At 35.1% G+C, this 26,764-nt stretch carries 20 protein-coding genes; all 20 read left to right on the top strand.

The features are described from left to right. The first annotated feature begins 13 nt into the window (after positions 1-13). The 20 genes from CP370_RS03310 (at position 14) to CP370_RS03215 (ending at position 26,607) form a co-directional block, all read left to right on the top strand. Positions 14-1,711, top strand: a complete 1,698-nt coding sequence (locus CP370_RS03310; RefSeq protein WP_014567311.1) for a proline--tRNA ligase — start codon at positions 14-16, stop codon at positions 1,709-1,711. 5 nt (positions 1,712-1,716) lie between these two features. Beyond that, positions 1,717-6,015 carry a PolC-type DNA polymerase III gene (locus tag CP370_RS03305; RefSeq protein WP_087713092.1) on the top strand — a complete coding sequence of 1,433 codons (4,299 nt, stop codon included), beginning with the start codon at positions 1,717-1,719 and terminating at the stop codon, positions 6,013-6,015. 107 nt (positions 6,016-6,122) lie between these two features. Then, positions 6,123-6,599, top strand: a complete 477-nt coding sequence (rimP, locus tag CP370_RS03300) for a ribosome maturation factor RimP (protein ID WP_087284674.1) — start codon at positions 6,123-6,125, stop codon at positions 6,597-6,599. 19 nt (positions 6,600-6,618) lie between these two features. Then, a complete protein-coding gene (nusA, locus tag CP370_RS03295; protein WP_087284753.1) occupies positions 6,619-7,803 on the top strand; it encodes a transcription termination factor NusA in 1,185 nt (394 codons plus the stop codon). Positions 7,804-7,849: 46 nt separating this feature from the next. Then, positions 7,850-8,146 (top strand): RNase P modulator RnpM, encoded by a 297-nt coding sequence (rnpM, locus tag CP370_RS03290; protein WP_003649028.1) that lies wholly within the window; start codon positions 7,850-7,852, stop codon positions 8,144-8,146. A 2-nt stretch (positions 8,147-8,148) separates the two neighbouring features. After that, positions 8,149-8,460 carry a ribosomal L7Ae/L30e/S12e/Gadd45 family protein gene (locus CP370_RS03285; protein WP_004897130.1) on the top strand — a complete coding sequence of 104 codons (312 nt, stop codon included), beginning with the start codon at positions 8,149-8,151 and terminating at the stop codon, positions 8,458-8,460. A gap of 4 nt (positions 8,461-8,464) precedes the next feature. After that, complete coding sequence (gene infB / locus CP370_RS03280) at positions 8,465-11,107, top strand: translation initiation factor IF-2 (protein WP_012845964.1); 2,643 nt, start codon at positions 8,465-8,467, stop codon at positions 11,105-11,107. Positions 11,108-11,137: 30 nt separating this feature from the next. Then, a complete protein-coding gene (locus CP370_RS03275) occupies positions 11,138-11,509 on the top strand; it encodes a ribosome-binding factor A (RefSeq protein WP_004895256.1) in 372 nt (123 codons plus the stop codon). A 45-nt stretch (positions 11,510-11,554) separates the two neighbouring features. After that, positions 11,555-12,448, top strand: a complete 894-nt coding sequence (truB, locus tag CP370_RS03270) for a tRNA pseudouridine(55) synthase TruB (RefSeq protein WP_087713091.1) — start codon at positions 11,555-11,557, stop codon at positions 12,446-12,448. Positions 12,449-12,460: 12 nt separating this feature from the next. Next, the gene (gene ribF / locus CP370_RS03265) at positions 12,461-13,399 is read left to right on the top strand and encodes a riboflavin biosynthesis protein RibF (protein WP_087713090.1); all 939 of its coding nucleotides are present in this window, start codon (positions 12,461-12,463) and stop codon (positions 13,397-13,399) included. A 259-nt stretch (positions 13,400-13,658) separates the two neighbouring features. After that, entirely contained in the window at positions 13,659-15,170 is a 1,512-nt protein-coding gene (abc-f, locus tag CP370_RS03260; RefSeq protein ID WP_087713089.1) for a ribosomal protection-like ABC-F family protein, read from the top strand. 13 nt (positions 15,171-15,183) lie between these two features. Then, positions 15,184-15,810, top strand: coding sequence for a GyrI-like domain-containing protein (locus CP370_RS03255; RefSeq protein ID WP_087713088.1), 627 nt, complete (start codon positions 15,184-15,186; stop codon positions 15,808-15,810). 141 nt (positions 15,811-15,951) lie between these two features. Further along, positions 15,952-17,010, top strand: coding sequence for a heat-inducible transcriptional repressor HrcA (gene hrcA, locus CP370_RS03250; RefSeq protein ID WP_012845970.1), 1,059 nt, complete (start codon positions 15,952-15,954; stop codon positions 17,008-17,010). Positions 17,011-17,021: 11 nt separating this feature from the next. Then, positions 17,022-17,600, top strand: a complete 579-nt coding sequence (gene grpE, locus CP370_RS03245; RefSeq protein WP_086875012.1) for a nucleotide exchange factor GrpE — start codon at positions 17,022-17,024, stop codon at positions 17,598-17,600. 17 nt (positions 17,601-17,617) lie between these two features. Continuing rightward, the gene (gene dnaK, locus CP370_RS03240) at positions 17,618-19,492 is read left to right on the top strand and encodes a molecular chaperone DnaK (protein WP_087713087.1); all 1,875 of its coding nucleotides are present in this window, start codon (positions 17,618-17,620) and stop codon (positions 19,490-19,492) included. A 79-nt stretch (positions 19,493-19,571) separates the two neighbouring features. Beyond that, positions 19,572-20,738: a molecular chaperone DnaJ gene (dnaJ, locus tag CP370_RS03235; protein ID WP_004897148.1), complete on the top strand. Its 1,167-nt coding sequence runs from the start codon at positions 19,572-19,574 to the stop codon at positions 20,736-20,738. 143 nt (positions 20,739-20,881) lie between these two features. Beyond that, positions 20,882-22,720, top strand: coding sequence for a translation elongation factor 4 (gene lepA / locus CP370_RS03230; protein ID WP_087713086.1), 1,839 nt, complete (start codon positions 20,882-20,884; stop codon positions 22,718-22,720). A gap of 166 nt (positions 22,721-22,886) precedes the next feature. Beyond that, positions 22,887-23,576, top strand: coding sequence for a class A sortase (locus CP370_RS03225; protein WP_087284665.1), 690 nt, complete (start codon positions 22,887-22,889; stop codon positions 23,574-23,576). A 98-nt stretch (positions 23,577-23,674) separates the two neighbouring features. Continuing rightward, positions 23,675-25,945: a single-stranded-DNA-specific exonuclease RecJ gene (recJ, locus tag CP370_RS03220; RefSeq protein WP_087713085.1), complete on the top strand. Its 2,271-nt coding sequence runs from the start codon at positions 23,675-23,677 to the stop codon at positions 25,943-25,945. 134 nt (positions 25,946-26,079) lie between these two features. Beyond that, on the top strand, positions 26,080-26,607 hold the full coding sequence (locus tag CP370_RS03215) for an adenine phosphoribosyltransferase (RefSeq protein ID WP_087284661.1): 528 nt from the start codon (positions 26,080-26,082) through the stop codon (positions 26,605-26,607). Positions 26,608-26,764: the final 157 nt, after the last annotated feature.

Genomic DNA, 26,764 nt, shown 5'->3' with positions numbered 1-26,764 from the left:
TTTGGAGGAATAAATGCGTCAATCAAAATTTTTTATGCCAACGTTAAAAGAGGCACCTTCTGATGCTGTAGCAAAAAGTCACCAATTAATGCTTAGAGGTGGCTATATCCGTCAAGTAACTGCCGGGGTTTATGCATACTTACCTTTGGGTTACCGCGTCCTACGTAAGGCGGAAAATATTATTGAAGAAGAAATGGATAATATTAATGTACCTGAAATGATCATGCCTCATCTCTTGCCTGCAACCCTTTGGCAAGAATCTGGTCGTTATAAAAAATATGGCGCAGAAATGTTTAAGCTTCAAGACCGACATGGACGTGAAAGTTTGCTTGGACCAACACATGAGGAAACCTTCACTGAAATTGTTGCTAAGAACTTAAAGAGTTACAAGCAAATGCCACTTGCTCTATATCAAATTCAAACTAAATTCCGTGATGAAAATCGTCCACGTTTCGGTTTGCTTCGTGGTAGAGAATTTGTCATGTTAGATGGCTACAGCTTTGCAGCAACTCGTGAACAATTAGATGAACAATTCGATGATCAAAAATCCGCATATTTAAAGATCTTTAATCGTGCTGGTGTTACTGTTCACCCGGTTATTGCAGATTCAGGTACAATGGGTGGAAAGAACTCAACTGAATTTCAAGCTCCTGCTGCAATTGGTGAAGATACAATTGCTACTAATGAAAAAGGCACTTACGCTGCTAATCTTGAAATGGCTAAAAGTATTGATACTTTTAAACAAGAACCAGAAGAAGCAAAAGACCTGGCTAAAGTAGCTACTCCAGGAATGGATACAATTGAAAAGTTAGCTGATTTTCTTAAAGTTCCTTCAACTAGAATTGTTAAGAGTATCTTATACATTGCAGATGACCAAAAGGTCTTAGTTCTTATCCGTGGTGATAAGGAAATTAACGAAGTTAAATTAGGTCATATCTTAGATGCAGATGAAGTTAGAACTGCAAATGCTGATGAATTAGTAGAAATTACTGGTTCAGAAAAGGGCGGCGTTGGACCAATCAATGCTGACTGGGCTGATAAGATTATTGCGGATGAAACAGTTAAAGATTTGTACAATGTAGTTGTAGGTGCAAATGAAACCGACTATCAATATCAAAATGCTAATTTAGATCGCGACTTTAAAGTTGACGAATTTGCGGATATTCGTACGGCAAACGAAGGAGAACCAGATCCAGTTGATCATTTACCATTGAAATTTACTACTAGTATTGAAGTTGGTCATATCTTTAAATTAGGTACTTACTATACTGATACTATGGGTGCTGATTTCTTAGATAATAATGGTAAAGCTAAGCCAGTAATCATGGGCTCCTATGGAATTGGGGTAACCAGAATGCTGTCAGCTGCAGTTGAACAACACTTAACTGAAAATGGAATCGCATGGCCAAAAGAAATTGCTCCATTTGCCATTCATTTAATTCAAATGAAAATGAAGGATGAAACTCAAACTGAATTAGCTGAAAAACTTGAAAAAGAACTTTCAGCCAAGTATGATGTTTTATACGATGATAGAAATGAACGACCAGGTGTTAAATTTAATGATGCTGATTTAGTCGGAGCACCATTAAGAATTACAATCGGTCGAAAAGCAAAAGATGGTATTGTAGAAGTAAAGCGTCCAATGGATGAAAAGGCTACTGAAGTTAATATTTCTGATTTGGATGCTGTGATTACAAAAGAGTTAGGATAATTTTTGTGACAAAAAAGAACGAACTTTTCAAAAAACTATTAGATCAAATCAAGTTTCCTGATAAGTTTGAAGATAACGATATTGTCCAAAATGGTGAAATTGAAAACGTGGATGTATACGCTAATGAAAGAAAGTGGAAAATCCACGTTTTTTTTGATACACCATTAGATTTTGAAACTTATCGCTCTCTTAATGAACTTATTCATGAGACTTTTGAACCATTTGTGAATGTTGAATTATTAGTTCAAACACGCGATGGAAGTAGTAAAAAACTACCGGCCTATTGGACTTATGCCATTCAGAATTCAACTAACCTAAAACCAGCTGTTCGGGAATTTTTACAAGGACAAGCTCCTCATTTAGAAAAAGAAAAATGGCTAATTCCAACTCAAAACCAAGTAGTAAATGGCTTGCTTTCAGAACAAGTTTTAGCAGAACTAAATAAAGAATTCAGACGCTATGGTTTCTTCAATATTAAGTTTACAACGAAAGTTGATGAAACTAATATTGATGAAAATTTAAGAAGTCTAGAACAAGAGCAGGCTCAGCATGAGTCTGCTATGCAAGAATTCTATGAAAAACAACCGGCAGAACCTAAGAAAAAAATGCCTGTTAAGAGCACAAGAATGGGCAACAAAAAGGTCGATAAAAAAGCTAAATTTATTCAAATTAAAGACTTGGAAGATGGCAGTGGAAACGTAGCTATTGAAGGCCATATTTTTAATACTGATATTCATGAATTAAAATCTGGAAGTATAATTTTTACTGGTGAGATTACTGACTATACAGATTCAATTAGCTTTAAAAAATTTGTTTCTGACAAAGATCAAATTGATTATCTAAAGGGAATTAAACCTGGTGTTTGGGCTAGAATGCAAGGTTATGCAGCTGATGATCAATATCAACATGACGTTGTTTTTAATATTCGAAACCTAGAATTAATTGAACATAAGGGTCGAGAAGAAAAGTATGAAGGAGAGAAAAAGCGTGTAGAATTGCATCTTCATACAAATATGAGTCAATTGGACGCAACTAGTACGGCTAGTGACTTTATCAAAACTGCCAAAAAATTTGGTCAAAAGGCAATTGCAATTACGGATCATGCAGATGTGCAATCTTTCCCAGAAGCTTATCATACTGGTGCAAGCGAAAAAATGAAAATTTTATATGGCTATGAGGCCAATATGATTGATGATCATGCTTTGCTTGTCCTTAATCCTACTGAAATGGATTATCGAGATCGTGAATATGTGATTTTCGACGTTGAAACAACAGGACTATCTTCTGTTTACGACACCATTATTGAAATCGGTGCGGTAAAAATGAAAAATGGAGAAGTACTGGAAAGATTCGATGAGTTTATCAATCCCCACCATCCCTTAAGTGATACAACGATTAACTTAACATCAATTACTGATGAAATGGTTGGTGCAGCTGATGATGAAAAAGATGTAATTAAGAAATTTAAAGAATTTTATGGTGATTGTCCTCTCTGTGGACATAATGTTCAATTTGATGTTGGGTTTGTAAATGCGGCTTTACGCCGTGCAGGTCTAGAAGAAATTACGCAACCTGTTGTTGACACGCTTGAAGTTTCAAGACTTTTGCATCCTGAACAAACTCGCCACACTCTTGATTCTTTAGCTAAGAAATACAATGTTGTTCTTGAACATCACCACCGCGCTAATCAAGATGCCGAAGCTACAGGATATTTAATGTTTAAATTGCTAGATGCTTTTAATGAACGTTTTCATGAAGCAGATTTAGGCAAAATGAATGACTATGCTAAATATGGGCAAGTTTATAAGCGAGCTAAGCCAAGTCATATGAGTGTTCTTGCTCTAAATCAAGAAGGGCTAAAAAATATGTACAAGCTTGTATCGCTTGCAAGTACTAAATATTTCTATCGTATTCCACGTACTCCAAAGTCGGAATTAAGAAAATATCATAAAGGTTTATTATTTGGTAGTGGATGCTGGCAAGGCGATGTATTCATTTCAATGATGCAAAAAGGATATGATGAAGCTCGTGAAAAAGCACGTTTTTATGATTATCTTGAAGTCCAACCGCCAGCAGCTTATCAAACCTTAATTGAAGATGATCTAATTAAAGATGAAGACGAGCTGCATGAAATTATTCAAAATATTTATAAATTAGGTAAAGAGCTAAATAAACCAGTCGTAGCTACTAGTGACTCGCACTATGTTGAACCGCATGAAGCAATTTATCGTAAAATTTTATTAGCGGCTCAAAAGGGAAATCCTAATCGCAATAAGAATTTACCGGATTTACATTTTTATTCAACGCAGGAAATGCTTGATGCATTTAGCTTTTTGGGTGAAGATGTAGCTAAAGAAATTGTAATTGATAATACCAATAAATTAGCCGATCAAATTGAGGAAATTGCTCCGATTAAAAGTGGACTATATCCACCGCATATTGAAAATGCGGATCAAGAAATGAAGGATTTAACCTATAATAAAGCTTACGAATTATACGGAAAACCTTTACCAAAGATTGTAGAAGATAGAATTGAGCTTGAATTGAATTCTATTATTTCAAACGGATATGCAGTTATTTACTTAATTTCTCAAAGGCTTGTTGCCAAATCAAATAAAGACGGATATTTAGTAGGGTCACGTGGGTCAGTTGGTTCTAGTTTAGTAGCGACGATGTCTGGAATTACTGAAGTAAATCCTTTGGCTCCTCACTATCGTTGTCCGAATTGTAAGTATTCTAAATTCTTTGAGAATGGAGAATATGGGTCAGGCTATGATTTACCTGACAAAGAGTGTCCAAAATGTGGAACTCTATTAGTTAAAGATGGGCAAGATATTCCGTTTGCTACTTTCTTAGGATTCCATGGAGATAAGGTGCCGGATATCGATTTAAACTTCTCTGGAGACTATCAACCAGTAGCTCATAACTACATTCGAGTTATGTTTGGTCCAGACAATTCATTTAGAGCGGGGACGATTGCGACCGTTGCTGATAAGACTGCTTATGGGTATGTTAAGCATTATGAAGATGAAAATGAACTACATTTAAGAAATGCCGAGCTTGATCGTCTAGCAGCCGGTGCTTCTGGAGTAAAAAGAACAACTGGACAACACCCAGCAGGTATTGTTGTAGTACCCGATGACATGGATATTTATGACTTTACTCCAGTCCAATATCCAGCAGATGATTTAAGTGCAGCTTGGCTTACAACTCACTTTGATTTCCATTCTATCCATGATAATATTTTGAAATTTGATATTCTGGGTCACGATGATCCTACCATGATCAGAATGCTACAGGATCTATCCGGAGTTGATCCGTTAACTATTCCTCCTGATGATCCGGGAGTAATGTCTCTCTTCTCAAGTCCTGAAATTTTAGGTGTTACCCCTGAACAAATCCAATCAAAAACGGGAACACTTGGTGTACCAGAATTCGGTACAAAGTTTGTTAGAGGGATGCTTGAAGAAACAAAACCAACTACTTTCTCAGAATTATTGCAAATTTCAGGTTTATCTCACGGTACTGATGTATGGTTAGGAAATGCAGAAGACTTAATTAATAATGGGACTTGTAAGTTGAAGAATGTAATTGGTTGTCGTGACAATATCATGATGGACTTGATTCACTGGGGTGTAAAACCAGAAGTTGCTTTCTTTACAATGGAATCTGTACGACATGGTAGAGGAATTAGCGATGAAAATATGGAAATCTTGAAAAAGAACGATAAGATTCCTGATTGGTACATTCCTTCATGTCTTAAGATTAAGTATATGTTCCCTAAAGCCCATGCTACAGCCTATATCCTGATGGCACTTAGAATTGCTTGGTTTAAAGTATATTATCCAGTAATTTATTATGCTTCTTACTTCTCTGTTCGTGCTGATTTGTTTGATTTGGTAGCAATGAGTCACGGCAAGAATACAGTTAAAGCTGCAATGAAAGAAATTCAGGATAAGGGAATGGATGTTTCTGCAAAAGATAAGTCATTACTTACTGTACTTGAAATTGCAAATGAATGTTTAGAGCGTGGAATAAAGATTAAGATGGTAGATGTAAACGAATCTGAAGCCACAGACTTTAAGATTATTGATGACCATACAATTTTAGCACCATTTAATGCTGTTCCTGGGTTAGGTGACAATGCTGCAAAGCAAATTGTAGCTGCACGTGCGGAACAGAAATTTCTTTCAAAAGAAGATCTTGCCACTCGCGGCAAAGTATCACAAACAATTATGGAGTATTTTGAAAATAATGGTGTTCTTGAAGGAATGCCTGATCAGAATCAATTGTCACTATTTTAGTGGGATAATTTACAAATTGCAGTAAATATGCTATTCTAAAAACGGAGTTCGAATAGCAAATTCGAGTGAGCAGTAATGCTCACTCTTTTTATTACGGAGGAAGAGATTTGACAAAAGTTACCGAATTGGTGGCAGACGTAGTTACGCCTTTAGCCGAAGCAAGAGGCGATGAACTGGTCGATGTTGAATATGTAAAGGAAAAGAAGCAATATTATCTTCGCATTTATGTTGATCGTCGCCCAGGCGGAATTGATATTGAAGAGATCGCAAATTTAAGTGAATTGGTATCAGAAAAACTAGATAAATTAGATCCTGATCCTTTTCCTGAACCGTATATTTTAGAGCTTTCATCTCCTGGTTTAGAGCGTCCAATTAAGAATGAAAAAGATTGGGAACGTGCCAAGGGATCCTACATTCATGTTAGTCTTTATCAAAAAATTGATGGTGAAAAGACTTTTGAAGGTACTTTAAAAGATCTCAATCAAGATCAGATCGTCTTAGAAGTAAAGATCAAAACACGACGCAAAGACATCACAATCCCTAGAAAGGTGATTGCTTCTAGTCGCTTTGCAGTTGAATTTTAGAAAGGATGATCAAAAACTTATGTCTAAAGAAATGGTGGAAGCCTTTGCAACCTTAGAAAAAGAAAAAGGCATTAAACAAGAAGTTATTGTTGATGCGATTAAGGCTGCTTTAGTAGCTGCATATAAGAAAAATTATAACCAAGCTCAAAATGTAGAAGTTGTTTTTGATGAAAAGAAAGGCAACTTCAAAGTTAATGCAATTAAGACTGTAGTTGATGAAGTTCAAGATAGTCGTCTCGAAGTAAGTTTGAAAGATGCTCTTGAAATTAACCGTGCTTACGAAGTTGGTGACGAAATTCGTTTTGAAGTAACTCCTAAAGACTTCGGACGTTTAGCTGCTCAAACTGCTAAGCAAGTTATTATGCAACGTTTACGCGAAGCTGAAAGAGAACATATTATTAGTGAGTACTCTCAATATAAAGATGAAATTGTTACTGGTACAGTTGAAAGACGTGACAATCGCTTCGTTTATGTGAAGATTGGAAATGTAGAGGCTGTAATGCCGCATAATGATCAACTACCAGGTGAAACTTACAATCCTCAAGATAAAGTTCGTGTCTTGGTGACTAGAGTAGGGTCTGATTCAAAGGGAGCACAAATAACAGTTTCTAGAACAGCACCTGATTTAGTAAAACGTCTTTTTGAACAAGAAGTACCAGAAGTTTATGATGGAACTGTTGAGATTGTATCCATTGCTCGTGAAGCAGGCGATAGAACCAAGATTGCAGTTAAGAGTAATGATTCTGATATCGATCCAGTCGGTACCTTAGTAGGACCAAAGGGAGCTCGTGTTCAAAACATCGTTAATGAATTGGGTGGAGAAAATATTGATGTTGTAAAATATGAAGATAATCCATCTGATTTTATTGCCAATGCTTTGAATCCAGCAGAAGTAATTGCAGTTCAATTTAGCGGGGATGAAGATGATAAGAATGCTTTGGTAATTGTACCTGATTACCAATTGTCACTGGCCATTGGTAAACGTGGTCAAAATGTACGCCTTGCTGCTCGCTTAACTGGCTATAAGATTGACATTAAACCTGAATCACAAGTTGAATTTGTTGATTCTGAAGGTGATGATGTTGAAGCAGATCAAGAGACTACAAATGATAATGTCTCAAATGAAGAAACACCAGAATCTATTGCTGAACAAATTGAAGACGATCCAAGCGATAAGTTTCCAAATGGAGAAGACGTTAATTAAGCATTAACTGATGATGCAGATAAAGATGAGGAATAGGTGACTTTCTTTGAAGAAAAGAAAAATTCCAATGCGTAAAGACTTGTTAACAAATACTATGCAACCAAAAAAGGAATTGGTGCGAGTAGTTGTTGATAAGGATAAAAATATTTCGGTTGATCCGACTGGAAAGAAATCAGGTAGAGGTGCATATGTATCCTTAGAACCTGATAAAATTGCTGAAGCACAAAAAAATCAAGTTTTAGAAAAAAGCTTAGGTGTTAAAGTTTCAGCTGATTTTTATGATGATCTTTATGCATATGTTGATCATCAAAAAGCAAGAAAAGAATTGTTTGGTGATAAGTAATTTTGCAAAACAAACAAAAAACTTTAAATTTACTTGGATTAGCGCAAAAAGCTGGAAAGTTAGCAACGGGATTTGATGCAGTAAAAATATCTTTAAGCAAAAATCAAGCAAAATTAATTTTTATTGGAAATGATGTAAGTCAAAATACTAAAGATAAACTGAATTTCCTTATAAGAAAAAAAGATGTCAAACTAGTAGACACTTTTTCTAGTGCTGAGATAACACAGGCCCTTGGAAAAGAAAGAAAATTAGTTTCTGTTACGGATTCCGGTTTCAGCAAAGCAATGATAAAGAATTTAAACGAAGGAGTGTGATTTGATGGCTAAAAAACGTATTTATGAAGTAGCGAAAGAATTAGACATTGAAAACAAAATTGTTGTAAAAAAGGCACAAGATTTGGGTTTTGATGTAAAGAGCCACATGTCCTCCCTAGATGATAAGCAAGTTTCTAAGTTAGTAGATAGTTTGAAGTCTACTAATACTACGCCATCTACTGAAAAGGATTCTAAAAATTCAAGTCGTAAAGAAAAATCTAAAATAAAAGTTTCTGTGGGTGCAATTCGTCGTCGTGATAATAAAAATGAACATGATAATCGTCACGGAAATAATAAGCACAGAAATAATAACTTTAAAAAACAACAAAATAATCGACGTGAGAATGAAGATAAAAAGACAACTTCTGCTAAACCAGCAGCACGTGATTTATTAAATAAATTTAAGAAAAAACAAAGAGCCGAAGCTAGTGAATTAAATGCTCAGACTGAGGCTTCCCGCCGTAAATGGCATCAAGAACAAAATCCTCAGAGATCAAAGGTTAAAAAAGTGGAAAATACTCGTAAGCCAAAAGAAGAAAAACTCGAAGGAGCTGCAGCTGTAAAAGCTCGTGTTCAAGCTTCACAAAAACCAGTTGGTCCAAAGATTATTAAACCATCGCCGGCTAGAAATAAGGCTAAGAGACCTACTGTAAAAAAGGTAGAACCTATCGCTCCAGTTGTACCTGCTCCTCAAAAAGAAGAAACAAAGCCAACTCGTAAGAAAGACTTTACTCGTAAGAAACGTGAAGTGCCAGATTATGAACGTGAAAGAAGCGAACATTCAGATAAAGCACGTCGTCGTAGAAATAAAAAGAACAAGCGTATCAATCAGAGTAAAGAGGTCAAGAAGCAACCAACTCAAAGAAAGGAACGTCCATTGCCAGAAACATTAGTTTATGAAGAAGGCATGAATGCTCAAGATTTAGGAAAACTTCTTCATAGAGAGCCTGCAGAAATTGTTAAGAAGCTATTTATGTTAGGCGTTATGACTAACCAAAACCAATCTTTAGATAAGGATACTATTGAGCTTTTAGCAGCTGAATATGGTATTGAAGCTGAAGAAAAAGTGCATGAAGATATCTCTGATATTGATACTTTATACACTAAGGAAATGGAAGAATCTAAAGCTTCTAAGCATCAAGAAAAACGTCCACCAGTTGTAACAATTATGGGTCACGTTGACCACGGTAAGACTACTTTACTTGATAGATTACGTCACACTAACGTTTCTGAACACGAAGCCGGTGGTATTACTCAGAGAATAGGTGCTTATCAAGTAAGAATCGATGATCGTTTAATTACTTTCTTAGATACTCCAGGACATGCCGCTTTCTCAAATATGCGTGCACGTGGTGCTGAAATTACTGACATCGTTATTTTAGTAGTGGCAGCTGATGATGGTGTAATGCCACAAACAGTTGAAGCTATTGACCATGCTAAGAGTGCCGGTGTTCCGATTATTGTTGCTGTAAATAAGATTGATAAGCCAGGCGCAAATCCTGATCATGTTATGGAACAACTGATGAAATATGGTTTAGTTCCTGAAGATTGGGGTGGAGATACAATCTTTGTTAAGATCTCTGCTAAGACTGGGAAAAATGTTGAAGAGCTCTTGCAAATGATTTTACTTCAAGCTGATGTCATGGAACTTAAGGCTGATCCAGATCAAAAGGCAATTGGTACTGTAGTTGAAGCTCGTCTTGATAAGGGCCGTGGTTCAGTAGCAGATATTTTAGTTCAACAAGGTACATTAAAGGTTGGAGATCCAATTGTTGTTGGTGATACATTTGGCCGTGTTCGTGTTATGACTAATGATAAGGGCCGTAGAGTGAAGGAGGCTACCCCATCTACTCCTGTAGAAATTACCGGTTTAAATGATGTTCCAGAAGCAGCTGATAAATTGGTTGTCTTTGATGATGAAAAGACTGCTAGAAGCGTTGGTGAACAACGTGCTAAGAATGCCTTAGAAAAACAACGTGAAAATGTCCAACATGTTACTTTAGACAACTTGTTTGATACAATGAAGAAAGAGAACATGAAGGAAGTTGACATTGTTCTTAAGGCTGACGTTCAAGGTTCAGCAGAAGCATTGCAACAATCTCTTGAAAAGATCGAAGTTGAAGGTGTAAGAGTTAACATTATTCACTCTGGTGTTGGTGCCATTAATGAATCTGATGTTACTTTAGCTGGTGCTTCAAATGCATTTATTGTTGGTTTCAATGTTCGACCAACTAATACTGCTAAGAGTCAAGCAGATTCTGAAGGTGTAGATATTCGTCTATATAACATTATTTACAAGGTTATGGATGATGTAGAAGCTGCAATGAAGGGTATGCTTGAACCTACATACGAAGAAAAAGTTACTGGTAACTTAACTGTTCGTGAAACTTGGAAGGTATCTAAGATTGGTACAATTGCTGGTGCCTTTGTTGATAACGGATATGTTACTAGAGATTCAGGTATTCGTGTAATTCGTGATGGTATTGTTAAATATGATGGAAAAGTTGCGTCTCTAAAGCGTTTCAAGGATGACGTTAAGGAAGTTAAGCAAGGATTTGATTGTGGTATCACAATTGAAAACTTTAATGACATTAAAGTTGACGATCAACTTGAGGCCTACGAGATGCAAGAGGTACCTGTTAAATAGGCATCTTTTTTCACAAAAAGGAGCTTAATTATGAAACATAGAATTGGTCGTGTAGAAGGCGAAATTTTACGTGAATTGACAAAGATATTACGTAAAGATATTCGTGATCCACGTTTAAATGATGTCACTATCACAGCTGTAGAATGTACAAATGATTTATCATATGCGACTGTTTACTACAGTATGTTGACAGATGATCCAGCAAAGGAAAAAGAAGTAGCTGAAGGACTTGATAAAGCAAAAGGTATGATGCGTCACTTGCTTGGTCAAACTTTAACTGTTTACAAGGTTCCTGAGTTGATTTTTAAGCGTGATACTTCTGTTGCTTATGGTTCTAAGATTGATAAGTTAATTAATCAAGTCAAGAAGCAAGATCAAGAACGCGAGAATAAAAATAAATAAATGAAAAAGACGCCGAAAGGCGTCTTTTATTTTGGAGATTAAATAATGCTAAATGGAATTGTAGTAGTAAATAAGCCACGCGGAGTAACCAGTAGTGACTGTGTTTATAAATTACGAAAAATTTTACAAATTAGAAAAATTGGACATGCAGGTACGCTGGATCCAGAAGTAAATGGGGTATTACCGATTGCAATTGGCCAAGCCACAAAGCTAATTGAATTGATGCATGAAAAACCAAAGTCATATATTGGAAGTGGAATGTTTGGTAAAGCAACTGATAGCTATGATTTAGATGGAACAACCACTGCAGAAGAAAAGATAGTTACTCCATTTACAAGTGATGAAATTATTAGTGGAATGAAGAAACTTACTGGAATGATTGATCAAGTTCCTCCAATATATTCTGCGGTCCGTGTTAATGGTAAAAGACTTTATGAATATGCTCGAGAAAATATCCCAGTAGAACGTCCGAAAAGAAAAGTAAACATTTATAGTTATGAATTAACTCAAGATCCAGAATATGATCCACTAGAAAAAACTGAAAGTTTTAATTTTGCTATTCGCTGTTCTAAAGGAACCTATGTACGATCCCTAGTAAATGATTTGGGAGAGGAATTGGGAGTGCCAGCTGTAATGACCAGTCTTACTAGAACTAGCAGTTCAGGTTTTGATTTAAGTCAAGCGGTGAATCTAGAAACTATTGAAAAAGAAATAGATTATCCTGAAAAATGGCTTCAACCAATTGATAGCTTTTTCGTAGATTTACCCCAACTTCAAATATCACCAGATCAGTTTAAAAGAGTTTCAAATGGAGCAAGCATTAAATTGAATACCACTTATGCTAAGGTAGCTTTGGTTTATAATGGACATATAAAAGCTATTTATCAACGACAAGGTAAAATTTATCGTCCTGAAATGATGCTTTTAAAAAATGAATAGTGAGAGTAAAAAATGAAAGTAATAACCTTAGATTATCCTATTTCTGCACCTATCACGACTAAAAAGGTAATCTTAACGCTAGGTTTTTTTGATGGGGTGCATATTGGACATCAAAAACTCATTAAAGATGCTAAACTAATAGCGGAACAAAAGAACTTACCATTAATGGTAATGACTTTTGATAAACATCCTAAAGAAATTTATAAAAACGATCATAAATTTGTCTATTTAGAAACTGAGCAAGAAAAAGAGCGTAAAATGGAGAAGCTGGGAGTAGATTACTTAGTGATTATTAAATTTACTAAAGAATTTAGCCAGCTTACACCTCAAGATTTTGTTGATCAGGTGGTAATAAAACTCAAAGCTAATACAGTAGTAGTTGGTTTTGATTATACTTATGGCCCCAAAGATATTGCTAATGTAGAAAATCTACCTCAATTTGCTAAAGATAGATTTAAAATTGTAGTGGAGCCAAAACAAGCAATAGATAAAATAAAAGTGGGATCTACTTATATTAGAAAAGCTATTCAGCATGGAAATGTAGAACTAGCAGCTGAGTTACTTGGCCAGCCTTATGAAACTTCTGGTGTTATTGTTCACGGCTTCAGACGTGGACATAAAATTGGCTTTCCAACTGCTAATCTTGAAATCTCTGGCTCTAAAGTTTTACCAGCTGAGGGAGTTTATGCAACTAGAGCAAAGATAAATGGAAAATGGCATGATGCTATGACTAGCGTTGGCTATAATGAAACTTTCAAAACAAATCATGGTTTGACAATTGAAACTAATATTTTTGATTTTGATGAAGAAGCCTATGGTGAGCCGCTAACTTTAGCCTGGTATAAATTTATTCGTAAAAATAAAAAGTTTTCTGGTATAGAAGAACTTTCACATCAATTAGATCAGGATAAGCGTGATATTAAACAATATTTTTATGAGTTAGAAAACTAATATTAGGCTTGTTTTTATATAATCTATGTGATAGAATATTTTTATCAATTGAAATTTAATATTTGAAAGAAGGTTACGCCATTGCGTTTTTAATCTTGCAAAATAGCATAGTTGAATTTTAATAATTATTTTTCTTTTATAAGAACAACTGTGCACTTTTGACAAGATGGAACGTAGACGGGGATCTTCCTTTTTTTGCCTAACTAGGATAAAGTCTACACTTGTCAAAAGTGTAGGCTTTTTTCGTGAGGTGATTAATATGAGTAATATTAATATTTCAAATCTTTCTTTTAGATATCCAGATAGCTCAGATAATATATTTAATAATTTAAATTTAGACTTGGATAGTAGTTGGAAATTAGGTTTAGTAGGAAGAAACGGAAGGGGAAAGACAACCTTCTTAAATCTTTTACGAGGTAATTTAAGGGGAACAGGAAAGATACAAGCTAAACTTGATTTTAACTATTTTCCGCTTACTGTTAATGATAAAAAAAAATTAACTTTATATGCGCTGCAAGAACAAATTTCATTTGAACAGTGGGAGCTTGAACGTGAATTAAATTTAATGAAAGTTGATTCTGAACTTATTTGGCAGCCTTTTGATTCTTTAAGTGGCGGAGAACAGACTAAAATTTTGTTGGCACTATCTTTTATTAATAAAAATGGTTTTCCTTTAATCGATGAGCCAACTAATCATTTAGATGAAGATTCCAGAATGCAGGTTATAGCTTATTTACAACAACATTCTAATGGCTACATTGTGGTGAGTCACGATCGTGCTTTCTTAAATCAAGTAACAAATCATATCTTAGCAATTGAAAATACCGAAATTCATTTGTATCAAGGAAATTTTGCCAGTTATGAAGATACAAAGACAAAGCGAGATAAGTTTAATCAAGATAAGAATGAAAAACTTCAAGGTCAAATTAGAAGTTTGAACGAAAGTAGAAAGCGAGTAAAAGGATATTCTCTTCAATCAGAAAACAATAAAAAAGCAAGCGCTCATAAAAATGAAATGCATGCAAATATTGATAAGGGATTCTTTGGTCATAAAGCGGCTAAAATAATGAAAAGATCGAAGAATCTTGAAAGAAGAATGGATAAGAGTATTCAAGATAAAAAAGGCTTAATGACAAATATTGAGTCTATTCCTGAATTAGAAATGAACTTTCATCCCAACTATCATGGAACTCTATTAGAAGCGCAGCATTTAGATCTTACAGTTCAAAATAAGAAATTGTTTGAAGATTTAAATTTAACTATTAAAAATCATGGGATTGTAGCGCTAGAAGGAAAAAATGGATCTGGAAAGTCTACATTTTTGAAAAATATTTTAAAACCAGATAAAAATGTGATTTCTCAAGGAAAACTTGATATTGTTAAAGGCTTAAAGATATCATATTTATCACAAAATTTTATTGAATATTCTGGTACTTTATCTCAGTTTGCAGAAAAAGAAAAAATATCTTATGAAAATCTATTAAATATTCTTAGAAAAATGGGTTTTCCGAGAGAAAGCTTTGCCACAAAAATTGAAGAAATGAGTATGGGACAGCAAAAAAGAGTGGCGATTGCCAAATCATTGGTGGAAGAAGCAGATATATATTTATGGGATGAGCCAGCTAATTATTTAGACGTGTTTAACCAGGATCAGTTAATTAGCATGTTAAGAAAAGAACAACCAGCCATGCTCTTAATTGAACATGATAAGTATTTTATTAGTCAGGTTGCAGATAAACGAATAAAATTAGGAGATGTAAAAGCAAAATAATTAAAGGAAAAAACTGGTATTTTATTATAAAAAAGAATATAAAGATTTATATTTCCCAAAAAAGAAACCTGAATTAATAACTGTTCCTGAAATGAATTATCTAGCAGTTTCAGGAAGTGGGGATCCAAATAAAGAAGATGGAACATATAAAAATGCTCTAGAAATGCTGTATAGTGTCGCTTATACAATTAAAATGAATAAAAAGGGAGAACACAAAATCCCAGGTTATTTTGATTTTGTTGTTCCACCTCTTGAAGGTCTCTGGTGGATGAAAGGTGATTCCAAAATCGACTACTCTCATAAAGAAAACTTTTCTTGGATTTCAATGATTCATTTACCCGACTTTGTTACTCCTAAAGAGTTGGATTGGGCAGTTAAAATCGCTAGTGAAAAGAATAAAAAAGATTTCTCGAAAGTAAAATTTTTCAAATATAACGAAGGACTATGTGTCCAGCAAATGCATATTGGTAGTTATGATGATGAACCGATGACAATTGAAAATATGCATAAATTTGTTAAGTCAGAAAATTATCAAATTGATATAAAAAATCCACGCTATCATCATGAAATATATTTAAGTGATCCGCGAAGAACTAGAGTAGATCGTGTAAAAACTGTAATCAGACTACCGATTAAATAAATTTGAGCAAGTACTTAGTACTTGCTTTTTTTGTTAAAAATCAAATTGTTTTAGCACTCTACTTGCACAATTGCTAGTATATGGTATTATATAAATTGTTAGCACAGAAGAAAGAAGAGTGCTAATGATGGGGGCGAGAAAATGTTGACTGAACGGCAAGAACTTATTTTAAAGACTATTATTATGGACTTTACTCAGACACATGAGCCAGTAGGTTCCAAGACCGTGATGAATCAACTGCCTGTCAAGGTCTCAAGTGCAACGGTTCGAAATGAAATGGCGGTTTTGGAAGAGAAAGGGCTACTTGAAAAGACACACTCTTCAAGTGGACGAATTCCTTCTACTGCTGGCTATCGATACTACTTGGATCATTTAATTAATCCAGTAAAAATACCAGCATCTGTCTATAATCGAATTGTTTACCAGTTAGACCAACCCTTTCAACAAGTTAATGAAATTGTGCAGGAAGCTGCAAAGATTTTATCTGATTTGACTAACTATACAGCTTTTGCAGCAGGACCTGAAACCCATTCTGTAAAAGTTACAGGTTTTAGAATTGTTCCTCTATCTAGTCATCAAGTAATGGCCATTTTAGTAACTGATGATGGTAATGTAAAGAATCAAATTTATACTTTGCCTCACCACACTAACGGGGAAGAAATTGAAAAAGCTGTTCGATTGATTAATGATCAATTAGTTGGAAAATCACTTAGTTCAATTAATGAAGTATTACTCAAGCGAATTGCTGATCATCTTATTGCTCGAGGATCTGCACCGGAAATATTAGATCTCTTACAAGATGTCATTAAAGATGCGGCTAGTGAGCAAATGTATGTTGATGGTCAAATTAATCTTTTGAGTAATTATGAAAATGATGATTTAACCAAGATAAAATCACTTTATAAGTTAATTGATCAAAATGATGCACTTTCAAGTTTAATTGGTTTTAATCCTGAAGATGAACTGAAAAATGATTCTAGTTCTAAAGTTCAGGTTAAATTAGGTTCAGAATTACCATCTGATTTACTTGAAAATTATAGTTTGTTAACTGCACAATATAGTGTTGGTAAATATGGTAAAGGAACAATTGCACTACTAGGGCCAACAAACATGCCATACTCGCAGATGATCGGATTACTCGAGTATTTTAGGAATGAACTAGCAAAGAAATTGTTAGATTATTATGGTAGATTTAAGTAAGGAGGTTAGCTGTGAGTAAAGAAGAGTTTCCGCATGAAAAAGATTTAAAGGACGAGGTGACCCCAGATAAGGCACCAAAAAAAGATCCAAAAGCAGCTCCGAAAGAGGAAGTTAAGGAAAATCCAGTAGAGAATTATGAAAAAGAAATTGCTGAATTAACTGCTAAAAATAAGGATCTTGAAGATAAATACTTACGTAGTGAAGCTGAGATTCAAAATATGCAAGCACGCTATGCAAAAGAACGTGCTCAGTTAATAAAATATGAGTCTCAAAGCTTAGCTAAAGAAGTTTTGCCAGCAATGGATAACTTGGAGCGAGCATTAGCTGTTAAAGCCGATGATGAAGCTGCTAAGCAACTCCAAAAGGGCGTGCAGATGACTCTTGATTCATTAGTTAAATCAATGAAAGATCAAGGAATTACTGAAATTAAAGCCGAGGGCGAAACTTTTGATCCTTCTCTTCATCAAGCTGTTCAAACTGTAGCAGCAGAAAATGATGAACAAAAAGATCGCGTAGTTAAAGTTTTACAAAAAGGATATCAATATAAAGATAGAACATTAAGACCAGCAATGGTTGTAGTGGCTCAATAAGAAAGGAAGTTCCATATATGTCAAAAGTTATTGGTATTGACTTAGGTACGACTAACTCTGCTGTTGCCGTACTTGAAGGTAAAGAACCTAAAATTATTACTAACCCAGAAGGTAACCGTACAACTCCTTCTGTAGTTGCTTTTAAAAATGGTGAAATTCAAGTTGGAGAAGTAGCTAAGCGTCAAGCAATCACTAACCCTAACACTATTGTTTCAATCAAGAGTCATATGGGTGAAGAAGGCTACAAAGTTAAAGTTGGCGATAAGGAATACACTCCACAAGAAATTTCAGCTTTCATTTTGCAATACATTAAGAAGTTCTCTGAAGATTATTTGGGTGAAAAGGTAACTGACGCGGTTATTACTGTTCCTGCTTATTTCAATGACGCACAACGTCAAGCTACTAAAGATGCTGGTAAAATTGCTGGCTTAAATGTTCAAAGAATTATCAATGAACCAACTGCTTCAGCTTTAGCATATGGTCTTGATAAAGATGAAAATGATGAAAAAGTATTAGTATACGACCTTGGTGGTGGTACTTTCGATGTTTCTATCTTGCAATTAGGTGATGGAGTCTTCCAAGTATTGTCAACTAATGGTGATACTCACCTTGGTGGTGACGACTTTGACCAAAGAATTATGGATTGGTTAATCCAAAACTTTAAGGAAGAAAATGGTGTTGACTTATCTAACGATAAGATGGCATTACAACGTTTAAAGGATGCTGCAGAAAAGGCTAAGAAAGACTTATCTGGTGTTTCCTCAACTCATATTTCACTTCCATTTATTTCTGCTGGAGAAGCTGGTCCACTTCACCTTGAAGCTGATTTAACTCGTGCTAAGTTTGATGAATTAACTGATGATTTAGTTCAAAAGACTAAGGTAGCATTTGATAATGCTTTAAGTGATGCAGGTTTGACTGTAAATGATATTGATAAAGTTATTTTAAATGGTGGTTCAACTCGTATTCCTGCAGTTCAAAAGGCTGTTAAGGATTGGGCTGGAAAAGAACCTGACCACTCAATTAACCCTGATGAAGCTGTTGCTTTAGGTGCAGCAATTCAAGGTGGTGTTATCTCAGGTGATGTTAAGGACATTGTTTTACTTGATGTTACCCCATTGTCACTTGGTATTGAAACTATGGGGGGTGTCTTCACTAAGTTAATTGACAGAAACACTACTATTCCAACTTCAAAGAGCCAAATCTTCTCAACTGCAGCTGATAACCAACCAGCAGTAGATGTTCATGTTTTACAAGGTGAACGTCCAATGGCAGCTGATGACAAGACGTTAGGACGCTTTGAATTAACTGATATTCCACCAGCACCACGTGGTGTTCCACAAATTCAAGTTACTTTCGATATCGATAAGAACGGTATTGTAAACGTATCTGCTAAGGATATGGGTACTGGTAAGGAACAGAAGATTACTATTAAGAGTTCTTCTGGTTTATCAGATGAAGAAATCAAGAAGATGCAAAAGGATGCTGAAGAGCATGCTGAAGAAGATAAAAAGCGTAAAGAAGAAGTTGATTTACGTAACGAAGTAGATCAATTAATCTTTACTACTGAAAAGACTTTAAAGGAAACTAAGGGTAAAGTTCCTGAAACTGAAACTAAGAATGTTCAAGATGCTTTAGATGCTTTGAAGAAGGCTCAAAAAGACAATAACTTGGATGAAATGAAAGAAAAGAAAGAAGCTTTATCAAAGGCTGCTCAAGATTTAGCTGTTAAGCTTTACCAACAAAATGGTGGTGCTCAAGGTGCAGCTGGTCAAGCTGGCCCTCAAGGCCAACAAAATGGTGGTCAACCAAATAATGATAATGGCTCAGACAACGGTCAAGGTGGTTCAACTGTTGATGGAGACTTTCATAAGGTAGACCCTGATAAGTAAAAAGTTTTATAATTAAATCAAACAAGAAAAGAACTGCGTGATTGTGGTTCTTTTCTTTTATGAATAAAGGAGTTTTCAGATGGCACAACGTGATTATTATGATGTGCTGGGTGTTGATAAAAATGCTAGTGAAAGTGATATTAGTAAGGCATATCGTAAGCTAGCAAAAAAGTATCACCCAGACTTAAACCATGAACCTGGTGCTGAAGAAAAATACAAAGAAGTAAACGAAGCATATGAGGTTCTCCATGATAAACAAAAAAGAGCTCAATATGATCAATTTGGCCAAGCAGGCGTAAATGGTCAAGGTGGCTTTGGTGGTCAAGGTTTTGGCGGTTTTGGTGGCCAAGGTGGATACTCATCCCAGGGTTTTGGTGATTTTGGCGATATTTTCGGTGATATCTTTGGCTCAGCATTTGGCGGAGGCAGAAGTCGTGTAGATCCAACTGCACCGCAAAAAGGTCAAGATTTAGATTATACAATGACGATTGACTTTATGGATGCAATCAAGGGTAAAAAGACAGATATTACCTATACTAGAAGTGAAGTTTGTCCTACTTGTGACGGCTCTGGTGCTGAAAAAGGTACTCATCCAATTACATGTGATAAATGTCATGGCAGTGGAGTAATGACGGTAACTCGTCAAACACCACTTGGTGTTATTCAACAACAAACTACTTGTGACAAGTGCGGAGGACGCGGAACAATTATTGAACATCCATGTCAAACTTGCCATGGTCAGGGCACCGTCGACAAAAAGCAGACTCTTCAAGTTACTGTTCCAGCTGGTATTGATAATGGACAACAGATTCGTTTAAGTGGTCAAGGCGAAGCTGGAAAAAATGGTGGTCCTTACGGTGACTTGTACATTGTATTTAGAGTTAAACCAAGCAAAGAGTTTAGAAGAAATGGTACAACTATCTATACTGAAGCTCCAATTTCATTTGCTCAAGCGGCTTTAGGGGATAAAATTCGTGTAAATACAGTTCATGGTCCAGTTGATTTAACTATTCCGGCAGGAACTCAACCTAATACTAACTTTAAATTACGTGGTCAAGGTGTACCAAAGATAAATGGTACAGGCAATGGAGACCAAGAAGTAACAGTTAAAGTAGTTATTCCAAAGAAGATTAATGATAAGCAGAAGGAAGCTTTGGTTGATTACGTTAAAGCTGGTGGCGGTAATATTTCCCCACAAGAAAAGAATTTCTTCGAACGTTTAAAAGATAAGTTAAACGGAGAATAAAAGTGAAAACGTATATCTCTATAAGTCTTGAGGTATGCGTTTTATTTTTGTAATAAATAATTACTTCAATAAAAATGTTGCATTAAGAATTTTATCTAGTCGTAGGCCTTTGATATAATTAATAAAGCGAAAAGGGTGAGAACATGGATATAAAAAAATTACAAGATTATCAAAAACATATTCGAAATTTTTCAATTGTTGCCCATATTGATCATGGAAAATCAACGATTGCAGATCGTATTTTAGAATTAACAGATACTGTTTCTGAACGTCAAATGAAAAATCAATTACTTGACGATATGCCACTAGAACGGCAACGTGGTATAACTATTAAGCTAAATTCTGTAGAAGTAAAATACCACGCTAAAGATGGTGAAACATATATCTTTCACTTAATTGATACCCCGGGTCACGTAGACTTTTCATATGAAGTTTCAAGATCTTTAGCGGCCTGTGAGGGGGCACTGTTAGTAGTGGATGCCACTCAAGGTGTACAAGCACAAACTTTGGCTAATACTTATTTAGCTATTGATGATGACTTGGAAATTTTACCAGTTATTAATAAGATCGATTTACCATCAGCTGATCCCGAGATGTGTAAAAACGAAATTGAAGAGATGATTGGTCTTGATGCCTCGGATGCAGTAGAAGTGTCAGGAAAAACAGGTCAAGGTATTCCTGAATTACTAGAAGAAATTGTGAAAAAAGTACCTGCACCTGACGGTGACCTCAATGCCCCATTAAAGGCTTTGATTTTTGATTCAAAATATGATGATTATCGCGGTGTTGTTTTATCTGTTCGAATTGAAGAGGGAACAGTTAAACCAGGCGATAAAATTCGTATTATGAATACTGGAAAAGAGTTTGAAGTAACAGAAGTAGGTGTTTCAAGCCCACATCCAGTTAAAAAAGATATGCTTATTGCTGGGGACGTAGGATATTTAACTGCTAACATCAAATCAGTTCGTGAAACTCGTGTTGGTGATACCATTACTAGTGCTGAAAATCCAACTGAAAAGCCACTTCCAGGTTATCGTCAAATTCCACCAATGGTTTACTCTGGTATGTATCCAGTTGACAATCAAAAGTATGATGATTTGAAAGAAGCGCTTCAAAAGTTACAATTGAATGATGCTGCCTTAGAATTTGAACCTGAAACATCTCAAGCTTTGGGCTTTGGTTTCCGGTGTGGATTTTTAGGATTGCTTCATATGGACGTTGTTCAAGAACGACTCGAGCAGGAGTTTGGCATGGATTTAATCATGACCGCACCAAGTGTAGACTATCATGCTATTATGAACGACGGATCAACTAAGTTGATTGATAACCCAGCTGATTTGCCTGATGCTGGTGAATATAAGGAAGTTCAAGAGCCTTATGTTAAAGCAGAAATTATGGTGCCAAATGATTTTGTGGGACCAGTAATGGAATTATGTCAGCGAAAGCGCGGCGAATTTGTAACTATGGATTACTTAGATAAGTATCGAGTAAATGTTATTTACAATATGCCATTAGCCGAAATTATTTATGATTTCTTTGATGAATTAAAATCTTCAACTAAGGGCTATGCATCCCTTGATTATGAAATAACCGGTTATCGTGCAACGGACTTAGTTAAGATTGATATGCTTCTTAATAAGGAACCTATCGATGCCCTCAGCTTTATTGCACACCGTGAAGAAGCACAAAATCGTGCTCGTCAAATGACGACAATGCTTAAGAAACTGATTCCGCGTCAGAACTTTGAAGTTGATATTCAAGGGGCCATTGGAGCTAAAATTATTTCTCGTGCAACAATTAAACCATATCGTAAAGATGTTACTTGGAAGATTCATACCGGTGACCCTGATCGACGTGCAAAATTGCTTGAGAAACAGCGTCGTGGTAAAAAGAGAATGAAAGCAGTTGGTAGAGTAGAAGTGCCTCAAGATGCATTTATGGCTGTTTTAAAAATGAACGATGACGACATTAAAGGTAAATAAATAACATGACTTTATAGACGTACCAAGGCTTTTGGTGCGTCTTTTTTTGATTAAAATATAAATCTACCTAAAGTCTACGTAAAATCTATCGCTAAGGTAATTGATATTCTTTTTCTAAATTTGTGTTAGAATTTATAACAGTATCAATTAATTAAGGAATAGAAAAATGGCACAAACGAAGAAAAATAATTCCAAGAAAACTTGGATCATTAGAATTGCTGCAATTATTTTATTAATTATCGGATTAGGGATGATTTTCAATAGTCAGATCCGAGATATGATGGTTAGACAAAATCAAACGACTGCCTTAAAAAAGTTGAATAAAGAAACTGTTAAAAAGAATCAAAAGAAAAAAGGAATGTTTGATTTTTCTAAGGTAGAGGAAATAGACTTTGGTCAAGTAACAAAATCGCGTGTCAATAATACAGCGGATGCAATTGGTGCGATTGCGGTTCCCAGCGTAAACATGTACTTACCAATTATGAAAGGGTTAAGCGACGATGCCATGTCAACTGGTGGAGGAACGATGAGACCTGATCAAGTGATGGGAAAGGGAAACTATCCGTTAGCTGGACACTATATGACTGCTAAGGGAGTATTATTTTCACCACTAGAAAACACTAAAATAGGCGAAAAAGTATATTTGACTAATCTAGATAAAATTTATGTCTATCGAATATATATGAAAAAAATTGTTGATCCAACAGCAGTTTGGCTAGTGGATAATACTAAGCAAAATATTGTTACTTTAATTACCTGTGCTGATGGTGGGGTTAATCGTTGGGCAATTAGAGGAAAATTAATTGCAGAAAAACCAGCAACGGACAAAAATCTTCAAGTTTTCAAGCTTAAATAAAGGGATTTACTTCTTAATGAAAGGAAGTAAATCCTTTTTAACTTTTGCTATAATAGAAACTTAGATGTTTATAGATGATTTAGGTGAACTAGAAAATAATGAAATGGCAACAAAGACAAGCAAATAATTTAGATGAAGGATTAATTAAGGATTATGGTTTAACTGATATTCAAGCTAAACTTTTTGCTTTAAGAGGGATAAATACTGCAGAAAAAATAGATTTTTGGTTAAATGCAGATGAAAATGACCTAGCTGATCCTTTTTTAATGCATGATATGGAAAAGACAATTGATCGAATTAATCAAGCAATTGATAATGGTGAAAAAATAACCATCTATGGTGATTATGATGCGGATGGGATCACAGCAACTAGTATCATGATGGATACTTTGGAAATTTTGGGTGCCGATGTTCATTTTTTTATTCCCGATAGATTTAAAGATGGTTATGGACCGAACATGACTCGCTATCAAGAGATAGTAGAAGATGGAACTAAATTAATTATTACTGTTGACAATGGTGTAACTGGTGTAGAAGAAATAAAGTACGCCCAAGAACATGGTGTCGATGTAATTTTAACTGATCATCATACTTTTCAAGATCAAAAACCAGCAGCTTTCAGTACTGTTCACTGTAATTATCCTGGCCAGAAATATCCATTTGATGATTATTGTGGAGCAGGGGTTGCATATACAATTTGCCGTGCACTAATGCAAGATACGATGCCTGAGTTGTTAGATTTAGCCATGATTGGAACAATTGGTGATATGGTAAAAGTTACTGGTGAAGGCCATATTGTTGTTAAACGGGGATTAGATATTCTGAACCAAACTGAACGACCAGGATTACGCGCTCTAATTAAACAAGCGGGTCTAATTATGGGACAAATTACGGCAACAGATGTTGGCTTTAATATTGCACCAAGATTAAATGCTGTGGGACGTTTGTCAAATGCTAGTTTGGCTGTAGAATTACTTTTAAGCGATGATGAGGAACAAGCTGAAAAAATAGCTACTAAGATTGAAGAATTAAATAATGAGAGAAAAGAACTTACAAGTAAAGTTTATGAGGATTGTTTAGCTCAAGTTGAAAAGAATGGCTGGCAGCATCGAAATACTCTAGTTATTTATAATCCCGATTTTCATGAAGGTGTTTTAGGGCTTGTAGCAAATAAAGTGGTTGAAAAATTACATAAACCTACTCTTGTCCTTACTAAGGATGAGGCTGGTGAGTTAAAGGGATCGGGCCGATCAAGCGAAGGATTTAATTTATTTAATGCGTTAGAACCAATGAAGGAGGATCTTTTAGATAAATTTGGTGGTCATGATTTTGCTTGTGGTTTATCTTTCAAAGCCGACAAGCTCGAAGAATTACGAGTACGCTTTGAGGATAGTTTTAAACCAAGTACTGATCTTGAAGTAAAAGATTTTGACTTCGAATTAAACTTAAAAGAGATAACGCCTGATACCATAGCTGAGATTAATCTGGTTGGTCCATTTGGAACAGGTAATCCTGAACCAATTTTTAGTATTAGTGAGCCCCACATTAAGAGTCTATTTAAAATGGGAAAAGATAAAAATCATGTAAAGTTTACAGCAGAAAAAAATACGGGGAAGCTTACAATTGTCGGTTTTAACAAGGGATTTTTAAATCAAACATTACTTCCTTTTATTAAAAAACTTTACGTTACTCTTTCTCTTAATAGTTGGAAAAATATTTCGAATGTTCAAGGGATGCTAGCGGGGATTGAATATGGAGCTCCAAAATTAGCTGTTTTTGATCAAGTAATTGATATGCGGCAAGAAGACTATGTGATGGGATTTGCTGATAAGTATTTGATTTTTGATAAAAAGATTATTCCGTGGGCTAGGAATGGATTAGGGATCCCAGAAGAAAAGATTAGTCTAGCAAAAGATTACAATGGAGATTCTGAAGTAGTGGCTTTACTAGATACACCACGCAATCAAATGGAGCTAAATATTGCTTTGGAGAAAAAGTATCAGCAGCTTTATTTACGCTTTTTATTTGATCAATTACCAATCAATACTTTGCCAAGTAGGGATGCTTTTGGTGCAACTTTAAAATATATCTATACACATCCAAACTTAAGTATTGATGATTACCAGGCTGTATCTTCTTATCTTGGCTTAGATTATCAAGCTGTTTTATTTATTTTACGTGTATTTTTTGAATTGAATTTTGTTTCATTTACTGATGGAAAAATTATCGGAAATAAGAACCCTGAAAGTAAAAAACTAACTGCTTCAAAATATTTTAATAGTATAGCCGCTCAGATAAAATTTACTAATCAGTTAAGAACTATGCCATCAAATCAATTGATTAATTATGTTAAACAATATTTGAAGTGATCATTACTAGTTATAAATTATTAAAAAGTTCGGTTTAAGCCTGATTTTAAAGCAAAAATTTGGTAAAATATACAAGTCAAAGACCGCTGGGTCTAATTTTTCAATGAGAGTCTAAAATGGAGGTTTCTCTTTAAATGGCAATTGATTTTAAAGAACACATTGCAAGTGTACAGGATTTTCCAAATAAGGGGATTGTCTTTCGCGATATCACCCCAATTTTGCAAGATGGGAAATTATATCGCGCTGCTACTCATGAATTAGCTGATTATGCTAAAAGTCGTGGAGCAGAAGTAATTGTTGGACCAGAAGCCCGTGGATTTATTGTTGGCTGTCCTGTTGCAACAGAATTAGGAGTTGGTTTTGTACCAGCTCGTAAGCCTCATAAGTTGCCACGCGAAGTAGAAAGTGCTTCTTATGATTTAGAATATGGTTCTAATGTCTTAGAAATGCATAAAGATGCAATTAAGCCAGGTCAAAAAGTTGTAATCTGTGATGACTTGATGGCAACTGCTGGTACTCTTCACGCAGCTAAGGAATTAATCGAAAACTTAGGCGGAGAAGTAGTAGGGGCAGCATTTTATATTGAATTAACTGATCTTAAGGGAAGAGAACAATTCCCAGATTTAGACATATATTCACTAGTGAAATACCATGGTGCTTAATGCTTGAAAGGAGCTCAATCGAGTTCCTTTTTGTTTTGCTTATTTTTAATCTATTTTGTATTAATTTAACAAAAAGCGCATAATAGTTAATGTTTGTATGAATGAAGTGCCTCATAATTGTTAGACATAAAATCTAATAATTATGAGGTATTTTTTT

The organism is Lactobacillus sp. UMNPBX19 (assembly GCF_002553805.1).
GTDB lineage: Bacteria > Bacillota > Bacilli > Lactobacillales > Lactobacillaceae > Lactobacillus.
Note: the sequence above shows the minus strand (reverse complement) of the source record. Positions and strands in the feature narration are given on the sequence as shown.

Coding starts and splice junctions, on each gene's coding strand:
- dnaK (WP_087713087.1), top strand. CDS start 17,618: ATGTCAAAAGTTATTGGTATTGACTTAGGTACGACTAACTCTGCTGTT.
- abc-f (WP_087713089.1), top strand. CDS start 13,659: ATGAGTAATATTAATATTTCAAATCTTTCTTTTAGATATCCAGATAGC.
- lepA (WP_087713086.1), top strand. CDS start 20,882: ATGGATATAAAAAAATTACAAGATTATCAAAAACATATTCGAAATTTT.
- CP370_RS03310 (WP_014567311.1), top strand. CDS start 14: ATGCGTCAATCAAAATTTTTTATGCCAACGTTAAAAGAGGCACCTTCT.
- CP370_RS03215 (WP_087284661.1), top strand. CDS start 26,080: ATGGCAATTGATTTTAAAGAACACATTGCAAGTGTACAGGATTTTCCA.
- infB (WP_012845964.1), top strand. CDS start 8,465: ATGGCTAAAAAACGTATTTATGAAGTAGCGAAAGAATTAGACATTGAA.
- CP370_RS03275 (WP_004895256.1), top strand. CDS start 11,138: ATGAAACATAGAATTGGTCGTGTAGAAGGCGAAATTTTACGTGAATTG.
- hrcA (WP_012845970.1), top strand. CDS start 15,952: ATGTTGACTGAACGGCAAGAACTTATTTTAAAGACTATTATTATGGAC.
- nusA (WP_087284753.1), top strand. CDS start 6,619: ATGTCTAAAGAAATGGTGGAAGCCTTTGCAACCTTAGAAAAAGAAAAA.
- truB (WP_087713091.1), top strand. CDS start 11,555: ATGCTAAATGGAATTGTAGTAGTAAATAAGCCACGCGGAGTAACCAGT.
- recJ (WP_087713085.1), top strand. CDS start 23,675: ATGAAATGGCAACAAAGACAAGCAAATAATTTAGATGAAGGATTAATT.
- dnaJ (WP_004897148.1), top strand. CDS start 19,572: ATGGCACAACGTGATTATTATGATGTGCTGGGTGTTGATAAAAATGCT.
- ribF (WP_087713090.1), top strand. CDS start 12,461: ATGAAAGTAATAACCTTAGATTATCCTATTTCTGCACCTATCACGACT.
- CP370_RS03225 (WP_087284665.1), top strand. CDS start 22,887: ATGGCACAAACGAAGAAAAATAATTCCAAGAAAACTTGGATCATTAGA.